The organism is Bradyrhizobium sp. URHA0013 (assembly GCF_000518345.1).
Classification (GTDB): domain Bacteria; phylum Pseudomonadota; class Alphaproteobacteria; order Rhizobiales; family Xanthobacteraceae; genus Bradyrhizobium.
In genome coordinates this window covers 1179611-1194181 of record NZ_KI912427.1, presented here as the reverse complement: position 1 = coordinate 1194181, position 14571 = coordinate 1179611, and the positions used below count along the sequence as shown (strand labels likewise).

The following is a 14571-nucleotide window of genomic DNA, read 5'->3' as shown; positions in this document are numbered from 1 at the left end:
CCTGTCGCTTCGTCGCGGCTGTCATTGACCCACCGCGCCGCCTGGATCAAAGCCGCTGGGCCCAGGAAACGCTCGGAATTCCACCAGTAGCTTGGACAAGATGTCGAGCAGCAGGCGCAGAGGATGCATTCGTACAGCCCGTCGAGCTTCGCCCTATCCTCATGGCTCTGGCGCCATTCCTTCTGCGGCGTGGGCGACACGGTTTGCAGCCAAGGCTCGATCAATGCGAGCTGGGCGTAGAAATTCGTCAGGTCGGGAACGAGGTCCTTGACCACGGGCTGATGCGGCAAGGGCAGCACGCGCAACGGCTCGCCGTTCGGGACGTCCTCACTCATGGATTTGGTGCAGGCGAGCGTGTTCTGGCCGGCAATATTCATCGAGCAGGAGCCGCACACGCCTTCGCGGCAGGACCGCCTGAACGTCAGTGTGGAGTCGATGTTGTTCTTGATCCAGATCAGACCATCCAGCACCATGGGCCCGCAATCGCTGATATCGACGAAGTAGGTGTCGAGCCGGGGATTGCGACCGTCGTCGGGATTCCAGCGATAGACCTGGAATTCGCGCAACGATTTGCTGTCCGGCTTGGGCCAGATCCTTCCCTTTTCGACGCGGGAGTGTTTCGGAAGCCTGAACTCGACCATGTTACCTCCGGGCGGACATGAGGCGTTGATAACTGCGCATCAATTGGGATTGAAGCAACGTAGTTGCAGGAGATCATCCAGCGACACACCAAACAGCACGATGCGAAAGGCCGGTGCTGTCGCGAGCAACAGCAGCAATATAAAAAGGGCGTAGACCAGAGCTGGCGGGCTCTCTCTAGCGAGCCTGTAGACTGCTTTCCGCATGGACCCTCGCTTGCGTGGCGGCGCGTGTCATGGCTGCGCCGATCACCAACATGGCCGCACCCCATAGCAGGAAGCCGATGTCCCAGAAGATGCGCTGTTCGTCGGGTACGGTCTCATTCACTTGGTGCAGCTTGAAGATCTCATGATCCACCACGCCTTCAACCAGATTGAAGATGCCCCAACCGAGCAAGACCGCTCCGAGACACCGGCTGCCCGACAGGTGAATGTCGGACCTGCGCGCCCGTTGCCACAGCACATACAGGCCGAGCAGCACAAGCACATAGGTCGCACTGTGGAAGATGCCGTCCCAAGTCGTATTGAGCTTGACGTTGTCGATGGAGTTGAGCGGGTACCAGCCGCTCAACATATGATGCCATTGCAGCAGCTGATGAAACACGATGCCGTCAAAAAACCCGCCCAGGCCAAGCCCGAGAAGGACACCCGCGGAAATCGGGAAGCTGGATGAATTGCTGTCTTGCATGGATCTGCTCGTGCGTCGGTCGGCATCTGGATGATGGACAAACCCTCCTCCAGGTTGCCGTTCCTATGATCATGGCGCACTCCCCGTGCCAATAACCTGCGTTAACCTGCCGGCTCATGCCACGATGCCGATGACATGAGGCAGAGCATCACTCGGCGGCTTACGGGGACGATAGGAACGTTGGAAACGGTCGCGGCGTCTTGTGAATCCAACATTAGAGATTCAGCATGCTGAGAAGATCGTTTTTACTTGCATTGGGCGGCCTCGGATTATCGACCTACGCTGCGCAATCCAAACCAGTCCCGCGGCGGGATTTTTTTCGAACGGCCGACCTCGTGGGTGGGGCGCTTGCGATGCAGACGAGTCAGCTCGCCCTGACGCGCACCGGCAATCCCGACATCGTCAACTTCGCCAATGCAGAGATCACCGAACAGGTCCAGGTCGCGAGCGCGCTCGGAGCAGCGCCGGGATCGGCACCGCTGCGGCCGGATCATGCCGCCCTGCTTCAGCGCCTTCAGGCCACACCGTGGGTCCCTTCGACCGGATGTATGTGCAGGGGCAGATCCCCGGAGAACGTGAATTGCTCGCGCTCAACAATTCGTATTTGCGATCCGGTGGCAACCCCAGCGAACAGCAGGTCGCACAGATGTCGCTGCCCATCATCCAGCGTCACCTTGCGATCCTGAGCAGTCTCAGGGAAGTCGGCTAGAGGTTCACCCCAGCGACAAGGAGGTACAAATGGCAAGAAGATCGAGACGGCCCCCGTGAAGCACGGCAAAGGAAAAAGGGGAAACGGCGCGCAACGTCTCAAGCGCAAGCGGAAGTGGCAGCCGTAGCATTGGCGGTGGCCGCGCGTGACGGCCGCCGTCAAAGTTGCCGATGATCAAACTGTGAGGACCGAGATGGCGTATGCCCTGTTCAAGGATGACGAAAAACTGAGCCGGACATTTTCGACCAAAGAGGAAACGCTGAAGAAAGCCGAAGACGCTGGTCTGGTCGAAAGCAGCGAGGGCAAGCCCAGGCTCGAGGACGACCTGAAGATCAAGCCCTGCTCGCCCGACCCCGAACCTCGAAGCGAGGATGACCTCGATTGGACGCCGGGAAGCCCGGCGTCCTGATCACCAATCTAGCAGCCTTTGCAGATGCTCTTGATCTTTCGATCGACGTGCGAATCCTGAGAGTTCTCGGAGCGTATTTCGGCGTCGCCCGGCATCGACGGACCGGGTGTCGCAGTGCCGTCGATCCGTCCGCTGCTGGTGCCTCCTGCGGGATTGCCGGCCCGCCCGACGGTGGTCGATCCGTGCGGGCCGCTACCCGTTGATTGGGCCGTTCCAGCGGTGTTCGTGCCGGTAGCCGTCGTGCCGCGCGAAGCCGCGGCCGCGTCGGCTGGATTGCCCAGGCTGGGCGATACATCCCCCGCCTGGTTTGTCGCTCCCGTCGACCCAAGACCTGTCGACCCAGGATCTGCAGACCCAGGACCTGCAGACCCAGGACCTGCAGACCCAGGACCTGCAGACCCAGGAGCTGCAGACCCAGGAGCTGCAGACCCAGGACCTGCAGACCCAAGGCTCGAAGCACCGCCGGCTGACCCGGGGCTTGTCGCACCGCCGGGGCCGCCGCTCGTGCTGCTCGCGCTTGCTCCGCCCGATCCTCCCGAACCGCCACCGCCGCCGCCCCCACCCCCGCCACTCTGCGCCGAGGCGGCCCCTATCGACGCGCTCGCCAGGAAGGCGATCAGCATCAAGCTCGAACTCGTCCTATGCATTGCTCAGCTCCTCTCACGATCATTATGCGTGTGATGTTGATCGCGCTCACCACCGCCTCCCGAGACGTGTGATTTGCGGTCGTTGGTGGGCGTTCCGGGCGCAGGGCGCTCGTGCTCGCGACCTCCCTTTTCCGGGTGCTTGCGGTCCTGCCGCGATGAGCCCGGACCACCGAAGCGTTCAGTGTCAGAGTTCTTGTGTGGCATTCATCGGTCCTGCTGGTAGCCTTGGTTTGTCGTGTTCTGCTTGATGTTGCCGTGACGGCCCTGGGTGTCGAAGTTCTCGCGGCCGTGCACCTTTTCGTCCGTCTCGATCTTTGGATCAGATCCGGGTCCCTTGTCGCTGCGCTGCTCTGGCGGAACGGGGGGCATTTTGGACATTGCATGCTCCTTGTTTCGGTCTCGCGACCTCATGCGCTGGCAATGAGATGCGGCGGCGGTCGTTCCTGATCGATGCCCATGCATGCCCGTAGGAACGAACGATTCCTGCGCGGGTTGACTCCGCAGTTCATACCGAAGGCTTTTTGTTCATGGTCAAGTATCTATCGCGTGAAACGGAGAAGGACGGCACCCGGAAGCTGATGATGGCCGGATCGGGAGTGGCCGCGGTCCTGTTTGTAGGTTTCATCGTCTGGTTCGCCGTGCCCCAGATGTTCGGGGCAACAGACTATCTGGGCCGCCCCTCCACAGGCGCCGACAAAGGTGCCCCTGCCACAACGGTCGGCACGGGAGTTCCCACGCAACGCGAAGCAGTCAGCAAAGCGGCCAAGGAAAACCCGGCTGGCAATGAAGACACGACCGGCGCCCGTGCGCGGGATGTGAAGCAGAGCGCCCAGCCGGCTGGCCTCAACGATCAGCAACGCGAGCAGCTCCGCGCCATCATCTCATCGGCGCATGGCCCGACGATGGATCGCCCGAATTTCGAAATGATGATCGGTACGTCTGTGCCGCGCCAGACCGAGGTTGCCGATTTGCCGCCCGAAGTCACCCAAGTGCTGAACGGGTTCTGGGGCGATCAATATCTGATCGCCGGAAACGATCTCGTCATTGTCGATCAGCATTCGCGCCGCGTCGCGGCAATTATCGCTGGCGTACGCTGATCGCGTGCCGCCGCATCGACAGACTATAAAGAGGACAACTTATGCCGAGAGCGAAAGCACCTGAAAACGACCCCAGAGAAACCCCGGTCGACGATCCGCGACAGCAGACCGATCTGCCAACCCACCGGCAGACGGACCAGCCTTGGCAGGGGAATCCCGAGAAGGAGCAGATCGACCCAAAGCGTCCCCCGATTGATCTGGAGCGGTGGCAAAAGTCGAATACCCACTAGCTGGCACGCACGCACTTCGGTCACGCGTCGAGCTCATGGATGGTGGGGCGCAGGTCGCCGCCCTCGTCCATTTCGAGCGTTGCCAGCGTGATCGGCAACTTGAAGCGCCTTGGACCGGCGCTCCCAGGATTCAGGAAAAGCACTCCGTTGATCGTGTTGACCTGCACCCGATGTGAATGTCCTGATATCACCACGTTCACACTGGTTGCCGCGGGGTCGATGGCGAGCGCCTTGAGATCGTGAAGGAGGTAGAAACAGCGAGCGAAGAGGTGCACTGTTTCGGTTTCGGGATAGCGCCTCGCCCAACTACCAATGTCGACGTTTCCCCTGATGGCGGTGACCGGTGCTATTCGGCAAAGCCTCTCCAGAACCTCCGGCGCGCCGATATCACCGGCGTGGAGGATATGCGACACCCCCGCAAGACGGCGTTCGGCCTCCGGCCTGAGAAGGCCGTGCGTATCCGAGATCACGCCGATCCTCAACGTCATGTCAGGCCAGGGCTTCAGTGCAGGACATCAAGGGGTACCTTCCCGATCTCCTCGCCCTCCTGGTTCGTGACCAGGATGGAAAAATGACGATTTCTGAGTTCGGGACGCTCCGCAAGAAGTCTCCTGGCGATCTCCTCGGCAACATCCAGGGCCATGATGTCGTCGGGCAATTCAGCACCTCCCTCGTCTGCAACGGTCTTCGAATCGACCAGATCGAAATGATAGCGCGGCACGTGAACCCTCGAATTCGTCGCAGGAACGCGCGATCTCGAGCCTTCGTTCCGGCGCTCGCAGGTCAACTCCCGGCACGTCCGCAGGAACCCTCAGGGTCGTCGCGGCATTGCTGCGTTTTTGGAGCCGACACATGCTCGGAGAGTTGCGCGTGCTTGCCCAGCCGGGTGCGATCATCGCCAGTCTTGCCGTCCTGTTGCTGATGGCCGCTGGCGATGCGGCGATCGTGATCGCCGTGAAGGGCTGGCCGTTTTAGCCCGATGATCGATGTCGGACATGTCCTTCGTCGGCCAACCGTTCCGGCTGCACATAGGAACCTTTGTAGGCCTGACCGGTTCCGCCTGTGAAGCGGAGTGCGACAAAACGTCAATGCAGGTCCGGGTGCAAAGGATTCTGGTGTTGTGCATGACCTGGCCGCTTGCCGCGTGCGCGGGCCAGCAGTCGGCGCTCGACCCTCAAGGGCTACAGTCTGAGCAGATTCGTCACACGCTGTTTCTCTTCCTCATTGTCGCGGCGATCGTCTGGACTGCCGTCGTCATCGTTCTGGGCGTGGGGCTGTTGCGCCGGAAGCGCGCAGCCGATCAGCCGCTGGACCTCCACCAGCCCTTCGAACGACGCTCCGGGCGCGTCATCCTCGCGCTTGGGATTGCGACCACCGTCGTCGTGCTCGGACTCTCCCTGGTCAGCTATGCCGGTCAGCGCACCGTCTTTGCCAAGGACGAGAAAGCCCACACGCTCAAGATCATCGGCCACCAATGGTGGTGGGAGGTCCGCTATGAGGCCGATAGTCCGCACCAGAGTTTCGTGACCGCCAACGAGATCCGGATCCCGACCGGACAACCGGTTAAAGTCGAGCTGGAATCCGCCGACGTGATCCACAGCTTCTGGGTGCCCAGCCTGACGGGCAAGATGGACTTGATCCCCGGGCAGAAGAACGAGCTGCAATTTACGGCGAAGAACGCGGGCATCTATCGCGGTCAATGCGCCGAGTTCTGCGGGATCCAGCACGCCCACATGGCGTTCGCCGTGATCGCGATGTCCCCCGACGAGTTCGGCCGCTGGCGCGACCATGAAAACCAGAGCGCTAGTAACCCCGCGGATCAGCTCGGCAAGCAGGGCGAGGCTCTGTTCCGGGCGCGCGGATGCGCCTTGTGCCACAACATTAGCGGCACGCTGGCCGGCGGGCAGCTCGGCCCGGATCTCACGCATATCGGCAGCCGCACGACCATCGCGGCAGGAACGCTGCCGAATACTCCCGCGACGCTCGGCGCCTGGATCGCCGATCCCCAGCACATCAAGCCCGGCAATCTCATGCCGAAGATGCCGCTGCAATCGGACGAAATGATCGCGATCATTCATTATCTGGAGCAGCTCAAGTGAGCATGGCCGCTGAACCAAATGAAATGCGCGACGACGTCCTGAACGGCCTGCAGCTTTCGACGCAGCTCGAGCGGGTGTGGCGCACGCCGTCCGGACTAACCGGCGCGCTGATGTCGGTCGACCACAAGGTGGTCGGCCGCCGTTACATCGTCACGGCGTTCGTATTCCTACTCCTCGGCGGCATCCTTGCGGTCCTGATGCGCATTCAGCTGGCCGGGCCGGAGAAGACGTTTCTCTCGGCCGACAAGTACAATCAAGTCTTCACGATGCACGGCTCGACGATGATGTTCCTGTTCGCCGTGCCTGTCATGGAGGCGTTCGCCGTCTATCTGGTGCCGTTGATGGTCGGCACGCGGAACATCGCCTTTCCGCGCCTGAATGCCTTCAGCTATTGGATGTTTCTGTTCGGCGGCTGCTTCCTGTGGACCTCCTTCCTGTTCAACGTCGGCCCCGACGTCGGCTGGTTTTCCTACGTTCCCCTCTCCAGCCTGCAGTTCACACCGACCAAGCGCGCCGATGTCTGGGCGCAGATGATCACCTTTACCGAGGTTGCGGCGCTCGCGGTCGCCGTCGAGATCGTCGTGACCGTGTTCAAGCTCCGCGCGCCAGGGATGACGCTCGACCGCATTCCCCTGTTCGTCTGGGCCATGCTGGTGACGGCCTTCCTTGTGATGTTCGCAATGCCCTCGATCATGGTCGCATCGACGTCACTGATCCTGGATCGCCTCGTCAATACCCGCTTCTATGATTCCTCATCGGGCGGCCATCCCTTGCTCTGGCAGCATCTGTTCTGGTTCTTCGGCCATCCCGAGGTCTACATCATCTTCATCCCGGGCACGGGAATGGTCTCTGCGATCCTCGCGACGTTCGCGCGGCGGCCGGTGATCGGCTATCCCGTGGTGATCCTCTCCTTGATCGCGACCGGCTTCCTGTCGTTCGGCCTCTGGGTCCACCACATGTTCGTCACGGGCCTGCCCCAACTCGGCGCGGCCCTGTTCACGGCCTCCAGCATGCTGATCGCGGTGCCGAGCGGGCTGCAGATTTTCTGCTGGCTGGCAACGCTCTGGGACGGACGTCCGGTGTACCGGACGCCGCTGTTGTTCGTGATCGGCTTCATCGTGATCTTCGTGCTCGGCGGGTTGTCCGGCGTGATGGTCGCCTCGGTCCCGATCGATACCCAGGTGCACGACACCTATTTTGTCGTCGCCCACTTCCATTATGTTCTGATCGGCGGCGCCGTCTTCCCGCTGGTCGGCGCGGTCTACTACTGGTTTCCCAAGATCGCCGGCCGCATGCTGAGCGAAAGACTAGGGCGCTGGAATTTCTGGCTAGCCTTCATCGGCTTCAACGTCGCCTTCTTCCCGATGCACATTCTCGGGCTGATCGGAATGCCGCGCCGGGTCTATACCTACACCGCCGACATGGACTGGGCGCATCTGAACCTCGTGTCCAGCGGCGGTGCTCTCGTTTTCGCGTTTAGCTTCGCGCTGCTTCTGGCCAATGTGGTCTATAGCCTGCGCAAGGGCGCGCTTGCGGGCGACAACCCCTGGGATGCCTCGACGCTGGAATGGGCGACCTCATCGCCGCCTCCGCCGCAGAATTTCGACCGCATTCCGGTCGTCAAGCACCGCGACCCGCTGTGGGCCGATAGCGAGAGCCTGCCTGTGGTCGCGGGCCTGAGCGCAGAGCGGCGCGAGGTGCTGCTGACCTCGCTGGCGGAAGCCGAGCCGCAGATCCGCGAGGCTTCGCCCGAACCGAGCATCTGGCCACTGCTCGCGGCGATCGCGACGACGATCTTCTTCATCGGCTCGATCTTCACGCCCTGGGCGGTGCTCTGGGGCACGCCGCCGATGGCCGTCACCTTGATCGGCTGGTTCTGGCCGACCGGCAGCAAGGAGGACGAGGAGTGAGACAGACCATCGTCCGCAATGTCTCGGACCTCCCGACTTATGGCTACGGCCCGCGCAGTGGCCCGTGGTGGGGCGCCATGGGTTTCATGGCGCTCGAAGGCATGGGCTTTGCCATTGCCATCGGAGCCTACCTTTATCTCTACGCAGTCAACCCGACCTGGCCGATCGGAGCACCCCCGCCGGATCTCTGGCCGGGGACGGTCGAGACGGTGATTTATCTATTGAGCATCATTCCCAACGAGTTCACGAACCGCGCCGCACACCGACAGGATCTCGCGAAGGTGCGGATCGGCCTGATCGTGATGGCCTTGATCGGCATCGCGCTCCTGGTGCTGCGCGGCTTCGAGTTCGCGCATCTCAACACCCGCTGGGACAATTCAGCCTATGGCTCGATCGTATGGCTCATTCTGGGGCTGCACACGACCCACCTTGCCACGGATGTCGGCGACACGGTCGTGCTGGCGGTGTTGATGTTCACGCGCCATGCGAAACCGCGCCGGTTCAGCGACGTGAGCGACAACGTGTTCTACTGGAACTTCGTCGTGCTCGCCTGGCTGCCGCTCTATGTCTTGCTCGATTGGGTGCCTCGCCTATGACCGCAGCCGACGGACGTTCCAGACTGCTCTACTGGGCCGGCGTTGCGCTTGGCCCCATCGCGTGGGGGATCAATTTGCAGGGCATCTACGTGCTCGCGCACTTCTCCTGCGAACAGACCAAGATCAGCGGCGCGATCATGAGTGCGGTTCTGGCTGTCGTCGCCCTCGCGGGCACTGTCATTTCCGCCCGCGCGGTTCGACGCGGCGCGGGGGCCGAATGGACGGATGCGCAAGGCGGCGGGCCACGAACGTTCATGGCCTGGCTCGGCGTCGGCTCCGGCGTGCTGTTTGCGTTGGTGATCGCGAACCAGTTCGCCGCCTCGCTCATGATCAGCCCATGCCTGCGCTGAACCTTGCAGCACTGCTGCTCGCGCTGCTCACGGCGCCGGCCGATGCGCACGGACTATCGGAGGTCGATTCCGGCTCGCTGTGGAGCTACGATCCCTGGCTGATGGCCCCGCTCTATGCCGTCGGTATCGCCTTCTATGTCGGAACGCAGCGGCTCTGGCATCATGCGGGCGGCGGCCGCGGCGTCAGCTTCCGCCAGGTCGCCGCATTCTGGACCGGATGGCTGGTGGCCGCGCTTGCCGTGACCTCGCCGCTGCACTGGCTCGGCGAGCGTCTGTTCACCGCGCACATGGTCGAGCATGAACTCCTGATGGTGGTCGCAGCACCGCTGATGGCGTTCGCCCGGATCAATGGCCCACTGCTGTGGAGCCTGCCGGCCCGGCTCCGCCCTGCGGCGGGTCGAATGCTCAATTGGCCGATACTGGCGTGGCCGTGGCGGTTTGTGAGCCATCCCATGAGCGCGACCATCCTCCACGGCGCAGCGCTCTGGGTCTGGCACGCACCGCCGTTATATGCATGGGCGCTCGAGAATACGACGATCCATCGTCTCCAGCACATCAGCTTCTTTGCGACCGCGCTGTTGTTCTGGTGGGTGCTGCTGCATGGCCGGGGTCAGGGCCGTAGCACACGAATTCGCGACGGCATCGCCGTCGCGTGCCTGTTCATCACGATTTTGCATTCGGGTGTGCTCGGGGCTCTGCTGACGGTGTCGCCGCGGCTGTGGATCCCCGGTCAAGGCGCCCTCGCCGGTGAATTCGGCCTCTCGGCGCTCGAGGACCAGCAACTCGCCGGCATCCTGATGTGGGTGCCCATGGGCCTACTCTATACCGGCGCGGCGTTGTTCTTTGCTCACCGGTGGCTGACTGCGAACGGCGGCCATTCCCACCTGCCGCTCCCTTCAACATCCGGGCTGAGCGATACGGCATAGGAACCGCAACTTCTGTTCGAACGTTCGCCTGCCGACTGCGACACTCCACGGAGGCCACATGGAAAAACGATCCGTCATGGCGCTAACGGCTATCTTCACCGCAGCATTCTTGGTGCCTGCAGTCTTGAACGCGCAGGACCAACCCCAGCCGGGGATGTCGTGCCCGGTCGACCATGACAAGCTCGCCGATATCCTCAAGAAGAGCGTCAAGTCGGGCGGCGGCCCCAGCAACGGAGGTCTGGACAACAACGAATGGGCTGCCGTCGTCAATCGGCAGGGCGTCGTCTGCGCAATTGCCTACAGCGGCGGCAAGGTCGACGACCAGTGGCTGGGCAGCCGTGCCATCGCGGCCGAGAAGGCCAACACAGCGAATGCGTTCAGCCTGAAGGACAAGGCGATGGCGACCGCCAATCTCTATGCAGGTGCGCAGCCGGGCGGGTTCCTGTTCGGCGCGGCACTCGGCAACCCACCATCCCAGGAAGCCTTGTACGCCGGATCTCCGGACAACTTCGGCACGGCTCAGGATCCGATGGTGGGCAAGCCGATCGGCGGCACGATCGTGTTCGGAGGCGGGCTCGCGCTCTATGACGGCAACGGCGTCACGGGCGCGCTGGGCGTCAGCGGCGACAGCTCCTGCGCGGATCACAACGTGGCCTGGCGCGTGCGTCACCAGCTCGGGCTCGACCGGGTGCCGGCCGGAGTCAGCCCCAACATGAAGGACGCGATCATCTACGACATCGGCCCCGACGGCAAAAGCCCGTCGGGATTTGGCCATCCCAAGTGTAACGGCAAGGAAGATCAGATCTCAGTCGACCTCGGCGCCGGCGTATCCGGCAACGTGGTGAGATAGCGCTGCGTCAATCGCCGCTTTTTGGAACCAAGGGAAGTCGGAACGTTTGTACGTCCGCAAGCCGGCCTGCAATGCGGCACGGCCGCATCCCTGCCGTGGAGATCTTTACATATGTTAGTGCGTGGTCTCACGCGTCTGCTCAACCGGATTCCGGCCATCCTTTGCGCCTGCTGCGCGATGCTGTCATCCGCGTCAGCACAAAGCGATCTCGCCAGCCGCATGAAAGATCCCGGCCAGTGGCCGATGGCGGCGCGCGACTACGCCAACACCCGCTACAGCGAGCTCGACCAGATCAACGCGTCCAATGCTTCGCGCCTCCAGCTCGCCTGGACCTTCTCGGTGGGCGCCGACCGGGGCCAGGAAGCGGCGCCGCTCGTGGTGGACGGCACCATGTATGTGGTCGGTCCCTATGCCGGCCCCTATCCCAACCGCGTGTTCGCGCTAGATGCCACGACTGGCGAGTTGAAATGGTCCTATGCGCCGAAGCCGGAGCCCGCAGCCGCGGGCGTTGCCTGCTGCGACGTCGTCAATCGCGGGCTGGCCTTCGACAACGGCAAGGTCTTCCTCAACACGCTCGATAACCACACCGTCGCCATCGACGCCAAGACCGGCAAAGAGCTCTGGCACACGAAGCTCGGCGAGATCAACAAGGGCGAAACGATCACGATGGCTCCCATCGTGGTGAAAGGCAAAATTCTCGTCGGCAACAGCGGCGGCGAACTGGGCGTGCGCGGCTGGGTGACCGCGCTCGACGAGACCACCGGCGCCATCGCTTGGCGCGCCTATTCGACAGGTCCCGACAAGGACGTGCTGATCGGCGACGATTTCAAGCCATTCTACGACAATCTCAAAGGCCAGGATCTCGGCGTGAAGACCTGGCCCGCCGACCGCTGGCAGGTTGGCGGCGGCACGGTCTGGGGCTGGATCTCCTACGATCCCGATCTGAACCTGGTCTACTACGGCACGGCCAATCCGAGTCCCTGGAACGCGAACCAGCGCAGCGGCGACAATCTCTGGAGCACCACAATCTTTGCCCGCGATCCCGACACCGGTCGCGCCAAATGGGCCTACCAGATCAACCCGCACGATCTATTCGACCACGACGAGATTAACGAGAACGTGCTTGTCGACCTCGAACTGAATGGACGGCCGCGCAAGGTGCTGATCCACCCCGGCCGCAACGGCTATATGTACGTCATGGACCGCGCCACTGGCGAGGTGATCTCGGCGGACGCTTATGACTTCGTCAACAGCTACAAGGGCGTCGATCTGAAGACCGGCAAGATCATCCCGAACGAGGAGAAGACGCCGCTTGTCGGCAAGACCGTCGAGAACATCTGCCCGAGCGCGCCGGGCGCCAAGGATTGGCAACCGACGGCGTGGTCACCGCGCACAAAACTTCTCTACGTGCCCCATCAGCATCTCTGCATGAGCTTCAAGGCCTCTCAGGTCGGCTACATCGCCGGGACGCCCTATGTCGGCGCAGACGTCGATATGTATGCCGGCCCCGGCGGCTATCGCGGCGAGTTCATGGCGTGGGATCCAATCGCGCGCAGGAAGGTTTGGGAGATCCACGAGAAGCTGCCGGTCTGGAGCGGCGCGCTGGTCACAGCAGGTGATGTCGCCTTCTACGGCACCATGGATCGGCTTTTCAAAGTCGTGGATGCCAAGGATGGACATGTGCTGTGGCAATTCCGCGCCGGATCCGGGTTCATCGGCCAACCGATCTCCTATCGCGGCTCCGACGGACAGCAATACGTCGCGATCCTGTCGGGCGTCGGCGGCTGGCCGGGTGTGGTGGCCAATGCCGAGGTCGATCCGCGGGTGCGCAACGGTGCGCTGGGGTTCACCGGCGCGACGCAGGATCTGCCGTTCTACACCGCCGGCGGGAGCGAACTGCTGGTCTTCAAGCTCGGCGGCGCAAATGGTGAGGATACCAGCCATGCGCCTTCGAAATAGTTGCCCGGGCATCGCCCTTGGTTTTCTGGTCGGGCTTGCAACCACGGCGGCGGCAGCGTCGGATCGCGAGCTTCGCGTCTGTGCCGATCCCAACAATCTGCCGTTCTCGAACAAAGCCGAAGCAGGATTCGAGAACAGGCTCGCGGCCATGGTGGCCGAGCATTTCGGCCAGCAGGTCACCTACACCTGGTGGGCGCAGCGCCGCGGCTTCATCCGCAACACACTGAAAGCTGGCAGATGCGACGTCGTGATGGGCGTACCGTCCGGCTATGATCTCGTCGAGACGACCAAGCCCTATTATCGCTCGAGCTATGTGTTCGTCACGCGGCAGGACCGGCACCTCGACCTTTCGTCCCTGCTCGACCCGCGCTTGCATCACCTCGTGATCGGCGTGCATCTGATCGGCGACGACGGCAACAATCCACCGCCCGCGCAGGCGCTTGGCGACCAAGGCATCGTCGATAACGTCCGCGGCTACTCCATCTACGGCGATTATCGCCAGGCCGATCCGCCGGCACGCCTGATCGAAGCGGTCGAAAGCGGCAGCCTCGATGTCGCCGCAGCTTGGGGCCCCCTCGGCGGATATTTCGCCCAGCACTCTCCCGTCCCGCTGACGGTCACGCCGATCCGGGATTACGAACGCTTTGCACCTCAGCAGTTCCGGTTCGCCATCGCGATGGGCGTGCGCAAAGGCGACGACGCCTTGCGCGACCGGCTGAACGAGTTCATCGACGAGCATTGGTCCGAGATCACCTCGCTGCTGCGCAGTTACGGCGTTCCGCTGGTGGACCAACCCGTCACGGTATCGGGAGGACATGAGTGATGTCTGCTCCAGCAATGCGCGCGAGCGCCCTGTCGTTGCTGCTGGCGGTCTTGCCGAATGGTGCAGGGCTGGCCCAGCAGACCTTGCCGCAGTCGCAGGAGGCGCAGATGCCGACGCTGTCTCCGCGCCCGAATTTCGGTGGCAGCGTCGGCAATGGCAGCCCCGGCGTCTTCATGCAGGTCCCGGTCAGTCACCTCCATCCCGGCGCGCAGCCGGACCCGCCCCAAATCAAGAATCCCGTGCAAGGTGATCCCAACGCGCAGCAGCGCGGGATGACCTACTATGTCAACTTCAACTGCGTCGGCTGCCACGCGCCGAATGGCGGCGGCGGCATGGGGCCGGCGCTGAGCAACAACATCTTTACTTACGGAGCGCAGCCCGAGAACATCTTTCTCTCGATCTACCAGGGGCGGCCGAACGGAATGCCGGCTTGGGGCGGCGTGCTGCCCGACAGCGTGATCTGGGATCTCGTCACCTATATCGGCAAGATCAGCAACGGGCCAAGCCACCAATGGGGCCGCACCTTTTCGGCCAATCTGCCATCGCCCGAGGTCGAGCAAGTCCCGAGCGAGCAGGTCTCCACGACCGATCCCTGGTCTGCCACCAAGTCCTTCAACTTCGGCCAGAAGCCCTGATCGGC

Annotated in this window: 18 protein-coding genes; 13 read left to right on the top strand and 5 right to left on the bottom strand. The window is 62.7% G+C overall.

The annotated features are described in order from the left end of the window. Together N551_RS0135130 and N551_RS0135125 are read right to left on the bottom strand one after the other, a co-directional pair. Positions 1 to 641 (bottom strand): succinate dehydrogenase iron-sulfur subunit (locus tag N551_RS0135130; RefSeq protein WP_027568423.1); only part of this gene is annotated, 641 nt, incomplete at its 3' end. A 175-nt stretch (positions 642 to 816) separates the two neighbouring features. Beyond that, entirely contained in the window at positions 817 to 1326 is a 510-nt protein-coding gene (locus N551_RS0135125) for a DUF2243 domain-containing protein (protein ID WP_027570909.1), read from the bottom strand. Between the two features lie 526 nt (positions 1327 to 1852). Here N551_RS0135125 and N551_RS38565 point away from each other — a divergent pair. Further along, on the top strand, positions 1853 to 2035 hold the full coding sequence (locus N551_RS38565; RefSeq protein WP_155810147.1) for a DUF4142 domain-containing protein: 183 nt from the start codon (positions 1853 to 1855) through the stop codon (positions 2033 to 2035). Between the two features lie 145 nt (positions 2036 to 2180). Then, positions 2181 to 2444: a hypothetical protein gene (locus tag N551_RS0135115; RefSeq protein ID WP_245287898.1), complete on the top strand. Its 264-nt coding sequence runs from the start codon at positions 2181 to 2183 to the stop codon at positions 2442 to 2444. Positions 2445 to 3295: 851 nt separating this feature from the next. On the opposite strand, the gene N551_RS39145 is transcribed toward N551_RS0135115, so the two are convergent. After that, positions 3296 to 3469 carry a hypothetical protein gene (locus N551_RS39145; RefSeq protein ID WP_197031220.1) on the bottom strand — a complete coding sequence of 58 codons (174 nt, stop codon included), beginning with the start codon at positions 3467 to 3469 and terminating at the stop codon, positions 3296 to 3298. Between the two features lie 149 nt (positions 3470 to 3618). Between N551_RS39145 and N551_RS36505 the strand changes: the two genes are divergently transcribed. Further along, complete coding sequence (locus N551_RS36505) at positions 3619 to 4188, top strand: DUF1236 domain-containing protein (protein ID WP_051462985.1); 570 nt, start codon at positions 3619 to 3621, stop codon at positions 4186 to 4188. Between the two features lie 250 nt (positions 4189 to 4438). Here N551_RS36505 and N551_RS0135100 read toward each other — a convergent pair whose 3' ends face one another. Both N551_RS0135100 and N551_RS0135095 read right to left on the bottom strand, forming a co-directional pair. Continuing rightward, complete coding sequence (locus N551_RS0135100) at positions 4439 to 4906, bottom strand: metallophosphoesterase family protein (RefSeq protein ID WP_027570907.1); 468 nt, start codon at positions 4904 to 4906, stop codon at positions 4439 to 4441. Between the two features lie 14 nt (positions 4907 to 4920). Further along, the gene (locus tag N551_RS0135095) at positions 4921 to 5139 is read right to left on the bottom strand and encodes a hypothetical protein (RefSeq protein WP_027570906.1); all 219 of its coding nucleotides are present in this window, start codon (positions 5137 to 5139) and stop codon (positions 4921 to 4923) included. A 131-nt stretch (positions 5140 to 5270) separates the two neighbouring features. On the opposite strand from N551_RS0135095, the gene N551_RS39620 reads away from it, so the two are divergent. The 10 genes from N551_RS39620 (at position 5271) to N551_RS0135045 (ending at position 14566) form a co-directional block, all read left to right on the top strand. Then, the gene (locus N551_RS39620; RefSeq protein ID WP_018460395.1) at positions 5271 to 5393 is read left to right on the top strand and encodes a hypothetical protein; all 123 of its coding nucleotides are present in this window, start codon (positions 5271 to 5273) and stop codon (positions 5391 to 5393) included. 20 nt (positions 5394 to 5413) lie between these two features. Further along, entirely contained in the window at positions 5414 to 6517 is a 1104-nt protein-coding gene (coxB, locus tag N551_RS0135085; RefSeq protein ID WP_245287897.1) for a cytochrome c oxidase subunit II, read from the top strand. 2 nt (positions 6518 to 6519) lie between these two features. Next, entirely contained in the window at positions 6520 to 8427 is a 1908-nt protein-coding gene (gene ctaD, locus N551_RS0135080) for a cytochrome c oxidase subunit I (protein ID WP_035963439.1), read from the top strand. Then, entirely contained in the window at positions 8424 to 9023 is a 600-nt protein-coding gene (locus N551_RS0135075; protein ID WP_027570903.1) for a cytochrome c oxidase subunit 3, read from the top strand. Before ctaD ends, N551_RS0135075 begins: the two co-directional genes overlap by 4 nt. Then, positions 9020 to 9373, top strand: coding sequence for a hypothetical protein (locus N551_RS0135070; RefSeq protein WP_027570902.1), 354 nt, complete (start codon positions 9020 to 9022; stop codon positions 9371 to 9373). Before N551_RS0135075 ends, N551_RS0135070 begins: the two co-directional genes overlap by 4 nt. Further along, positions 9361 to 10299, top strand: coding sequence for a cytochrome c oxidase assembly protein (locus N551_RS0135065; protein WP_027570901.1), 939 nt, complete (start codon positions 9361 to 9363; stop codon positions 10297 to 10299). The genes N551_RS0135070 and N551_RS0135065 overlap by 13 nt, the downstream gene beginning before the upstream one ends. 58 nt (positions 10300 to 10357) lie before the next feature. Beyond that, positions 10358 to 11149: a heme-binding protein gene (locus tag N551_RS0135060; protein WP_027570900.1), complete on the top strand. Its 792-nt coding sequence runs from the start codon at positions 10358 to 10360 to the stop codon at positions 11147 to 11149. Positions 11150 to 11260: 111 nt separating this feature from the next. Then, positions 11261 to 13108 carry a methanol/ethanol family PQQ-dependent dehydrogenase gene (locus N551_RS0135055; RefSeq protein ID WP_027570899.1) on the top strand — a complete coding sequence of 616 codons (1848 nt, stop codon included), beginning with the start codon at positions 11261 to 11263 and terminating at the stop codon, positions 13106 to 13108. Beyond that, the gene (locus N551_RS0135050; protein WP_027570898.1) at positions 13092 to 13931 is read left to right on the top strand and encodes a substrate-binding domain-containing protein; all 840 of its coding nucleotides are present in this window, start codon (positions 13092 to 13094) and stop codon (positions 13929 to 13931) included. The genes N551_RS0135055 and N551_RS0135050 overlap by 17 nt, the downstream gene beginning before the upstream one ends. Continuing rightward, positions 13931 to 14566: a cytochrome c gene (locus N551_RS0135045; RefSeq protein WP_027570897.1), complete on the top strand. Its 636-nt coding sequence runs from the start codon at positions 13931 to 13933 to the stop codon at positions 14564 to 14566. The genes N551_RS0135050 and N551_RS0135045 overlap by 1 nt, the downstream gene beginning before the upstream one ends. The last annotated feature ends 5 nt before the right edge of the window (positions 14567 to 14571 follow it).

What these genes read in the sequence shown, in the direction of transcription:
- N551_RS0135055 (WP_027570899.1), top strand. Translation starts at nt 11,261, where the DNA reads ATGTTAGTGCGTGGTCTCACGCGTCTGCTCAACCGGATTCCGGCCATC.
- N551_RS36505 (WP_051462985.1), top strand. Translation starts at nt 3,619, where the DNA reads ATGGTCAAGTATCTATCGCGTGAAACGGAGAAGGACGGCACCCGGAAG.
- N551_RS0135045 (WP_027570897.1), top strand. Translation starts at nt 13,931, where the DNA reads ATGTCTGCTCCAGCAATGCGCGCGAGCGCCCTGTCGTTGCTGCTGGCG.
- coxB (WP_245287897.1), top strand. Translation starts at nt 5,414, where the DNA reads ATGTCCTTCGTCGGCCAACCGTTCCGGCTGCACATAGGAACCTTTGTA.
- N551_RS39620 (WP_018460395.1), top strand. Translation starts at nt 5,271, where the DNA reads ATGCTCGGAGAGTTGCGCGTGCTTGCCCAGCCGGGTGCGATCATCGCC.
- N551_RS39145 (WP_197031220.1), bottom strand. Translation starts at nt 3,469, where the DNA reads ATGTCCAAAATGCCCCCCGTTCCGCCAGAGCAGCGCAGCGACAAGGGA.
- N551_RS0135060 (WP_027570900.1), top strand. Translation starts at nt 10,358, where the DNA reads ATGGAAAAACGATCCGTCATGGCGCTAACGGCTATCTTCACCGCAGCA.
- N551_RS0135125 (WP_027570909.1), bottom strand. Translation starts at nt 1,326, where the DNA reads ATGCAAGACAGCAATTCATCCAGCTTCCCGATTTCCGCGGGTGTCCTT.
- N551_RS0135070 (WP_027570902.1), top strand. Translation starts at nt 9,020, where the DNA reads ATGACCGCAGCCGACGGACGTTCCAGACTGCTCTACTGGGCCGGCGTT.
- ctaD (WP_035963439.1), top strand. Translation starts at nt 6,520, where the DNA reads ATGGCCGCTGAACCAAATGAAATGCGCGACGACGTCCTGAACGGCCTG.
- N551_RS0135050 (WP_027570898.1), top strand. Translation starts at nt 13,092, where the DNA reads ATGCGCCTTCGAAATAGTTGCCCGGGCATCGCCCTTGGTTTTCTGGTC.
- N551_RS0135065 (WP_027570901.1), top strand. Translation starts at nt 9,361, where the DNA reads ATGCCTGCGCTGAACCTTGCAGCACTGCTGCTCGCGCTGCTCACGGCG.
- N551_RS0135100 (WP_027570907.1), bottom strand. Translation starts at nt 4,906, where the DNA reads ATGACGTTGAGGATCGGCGTGATCTCGGATACGCACGGCCTTCTCAGG.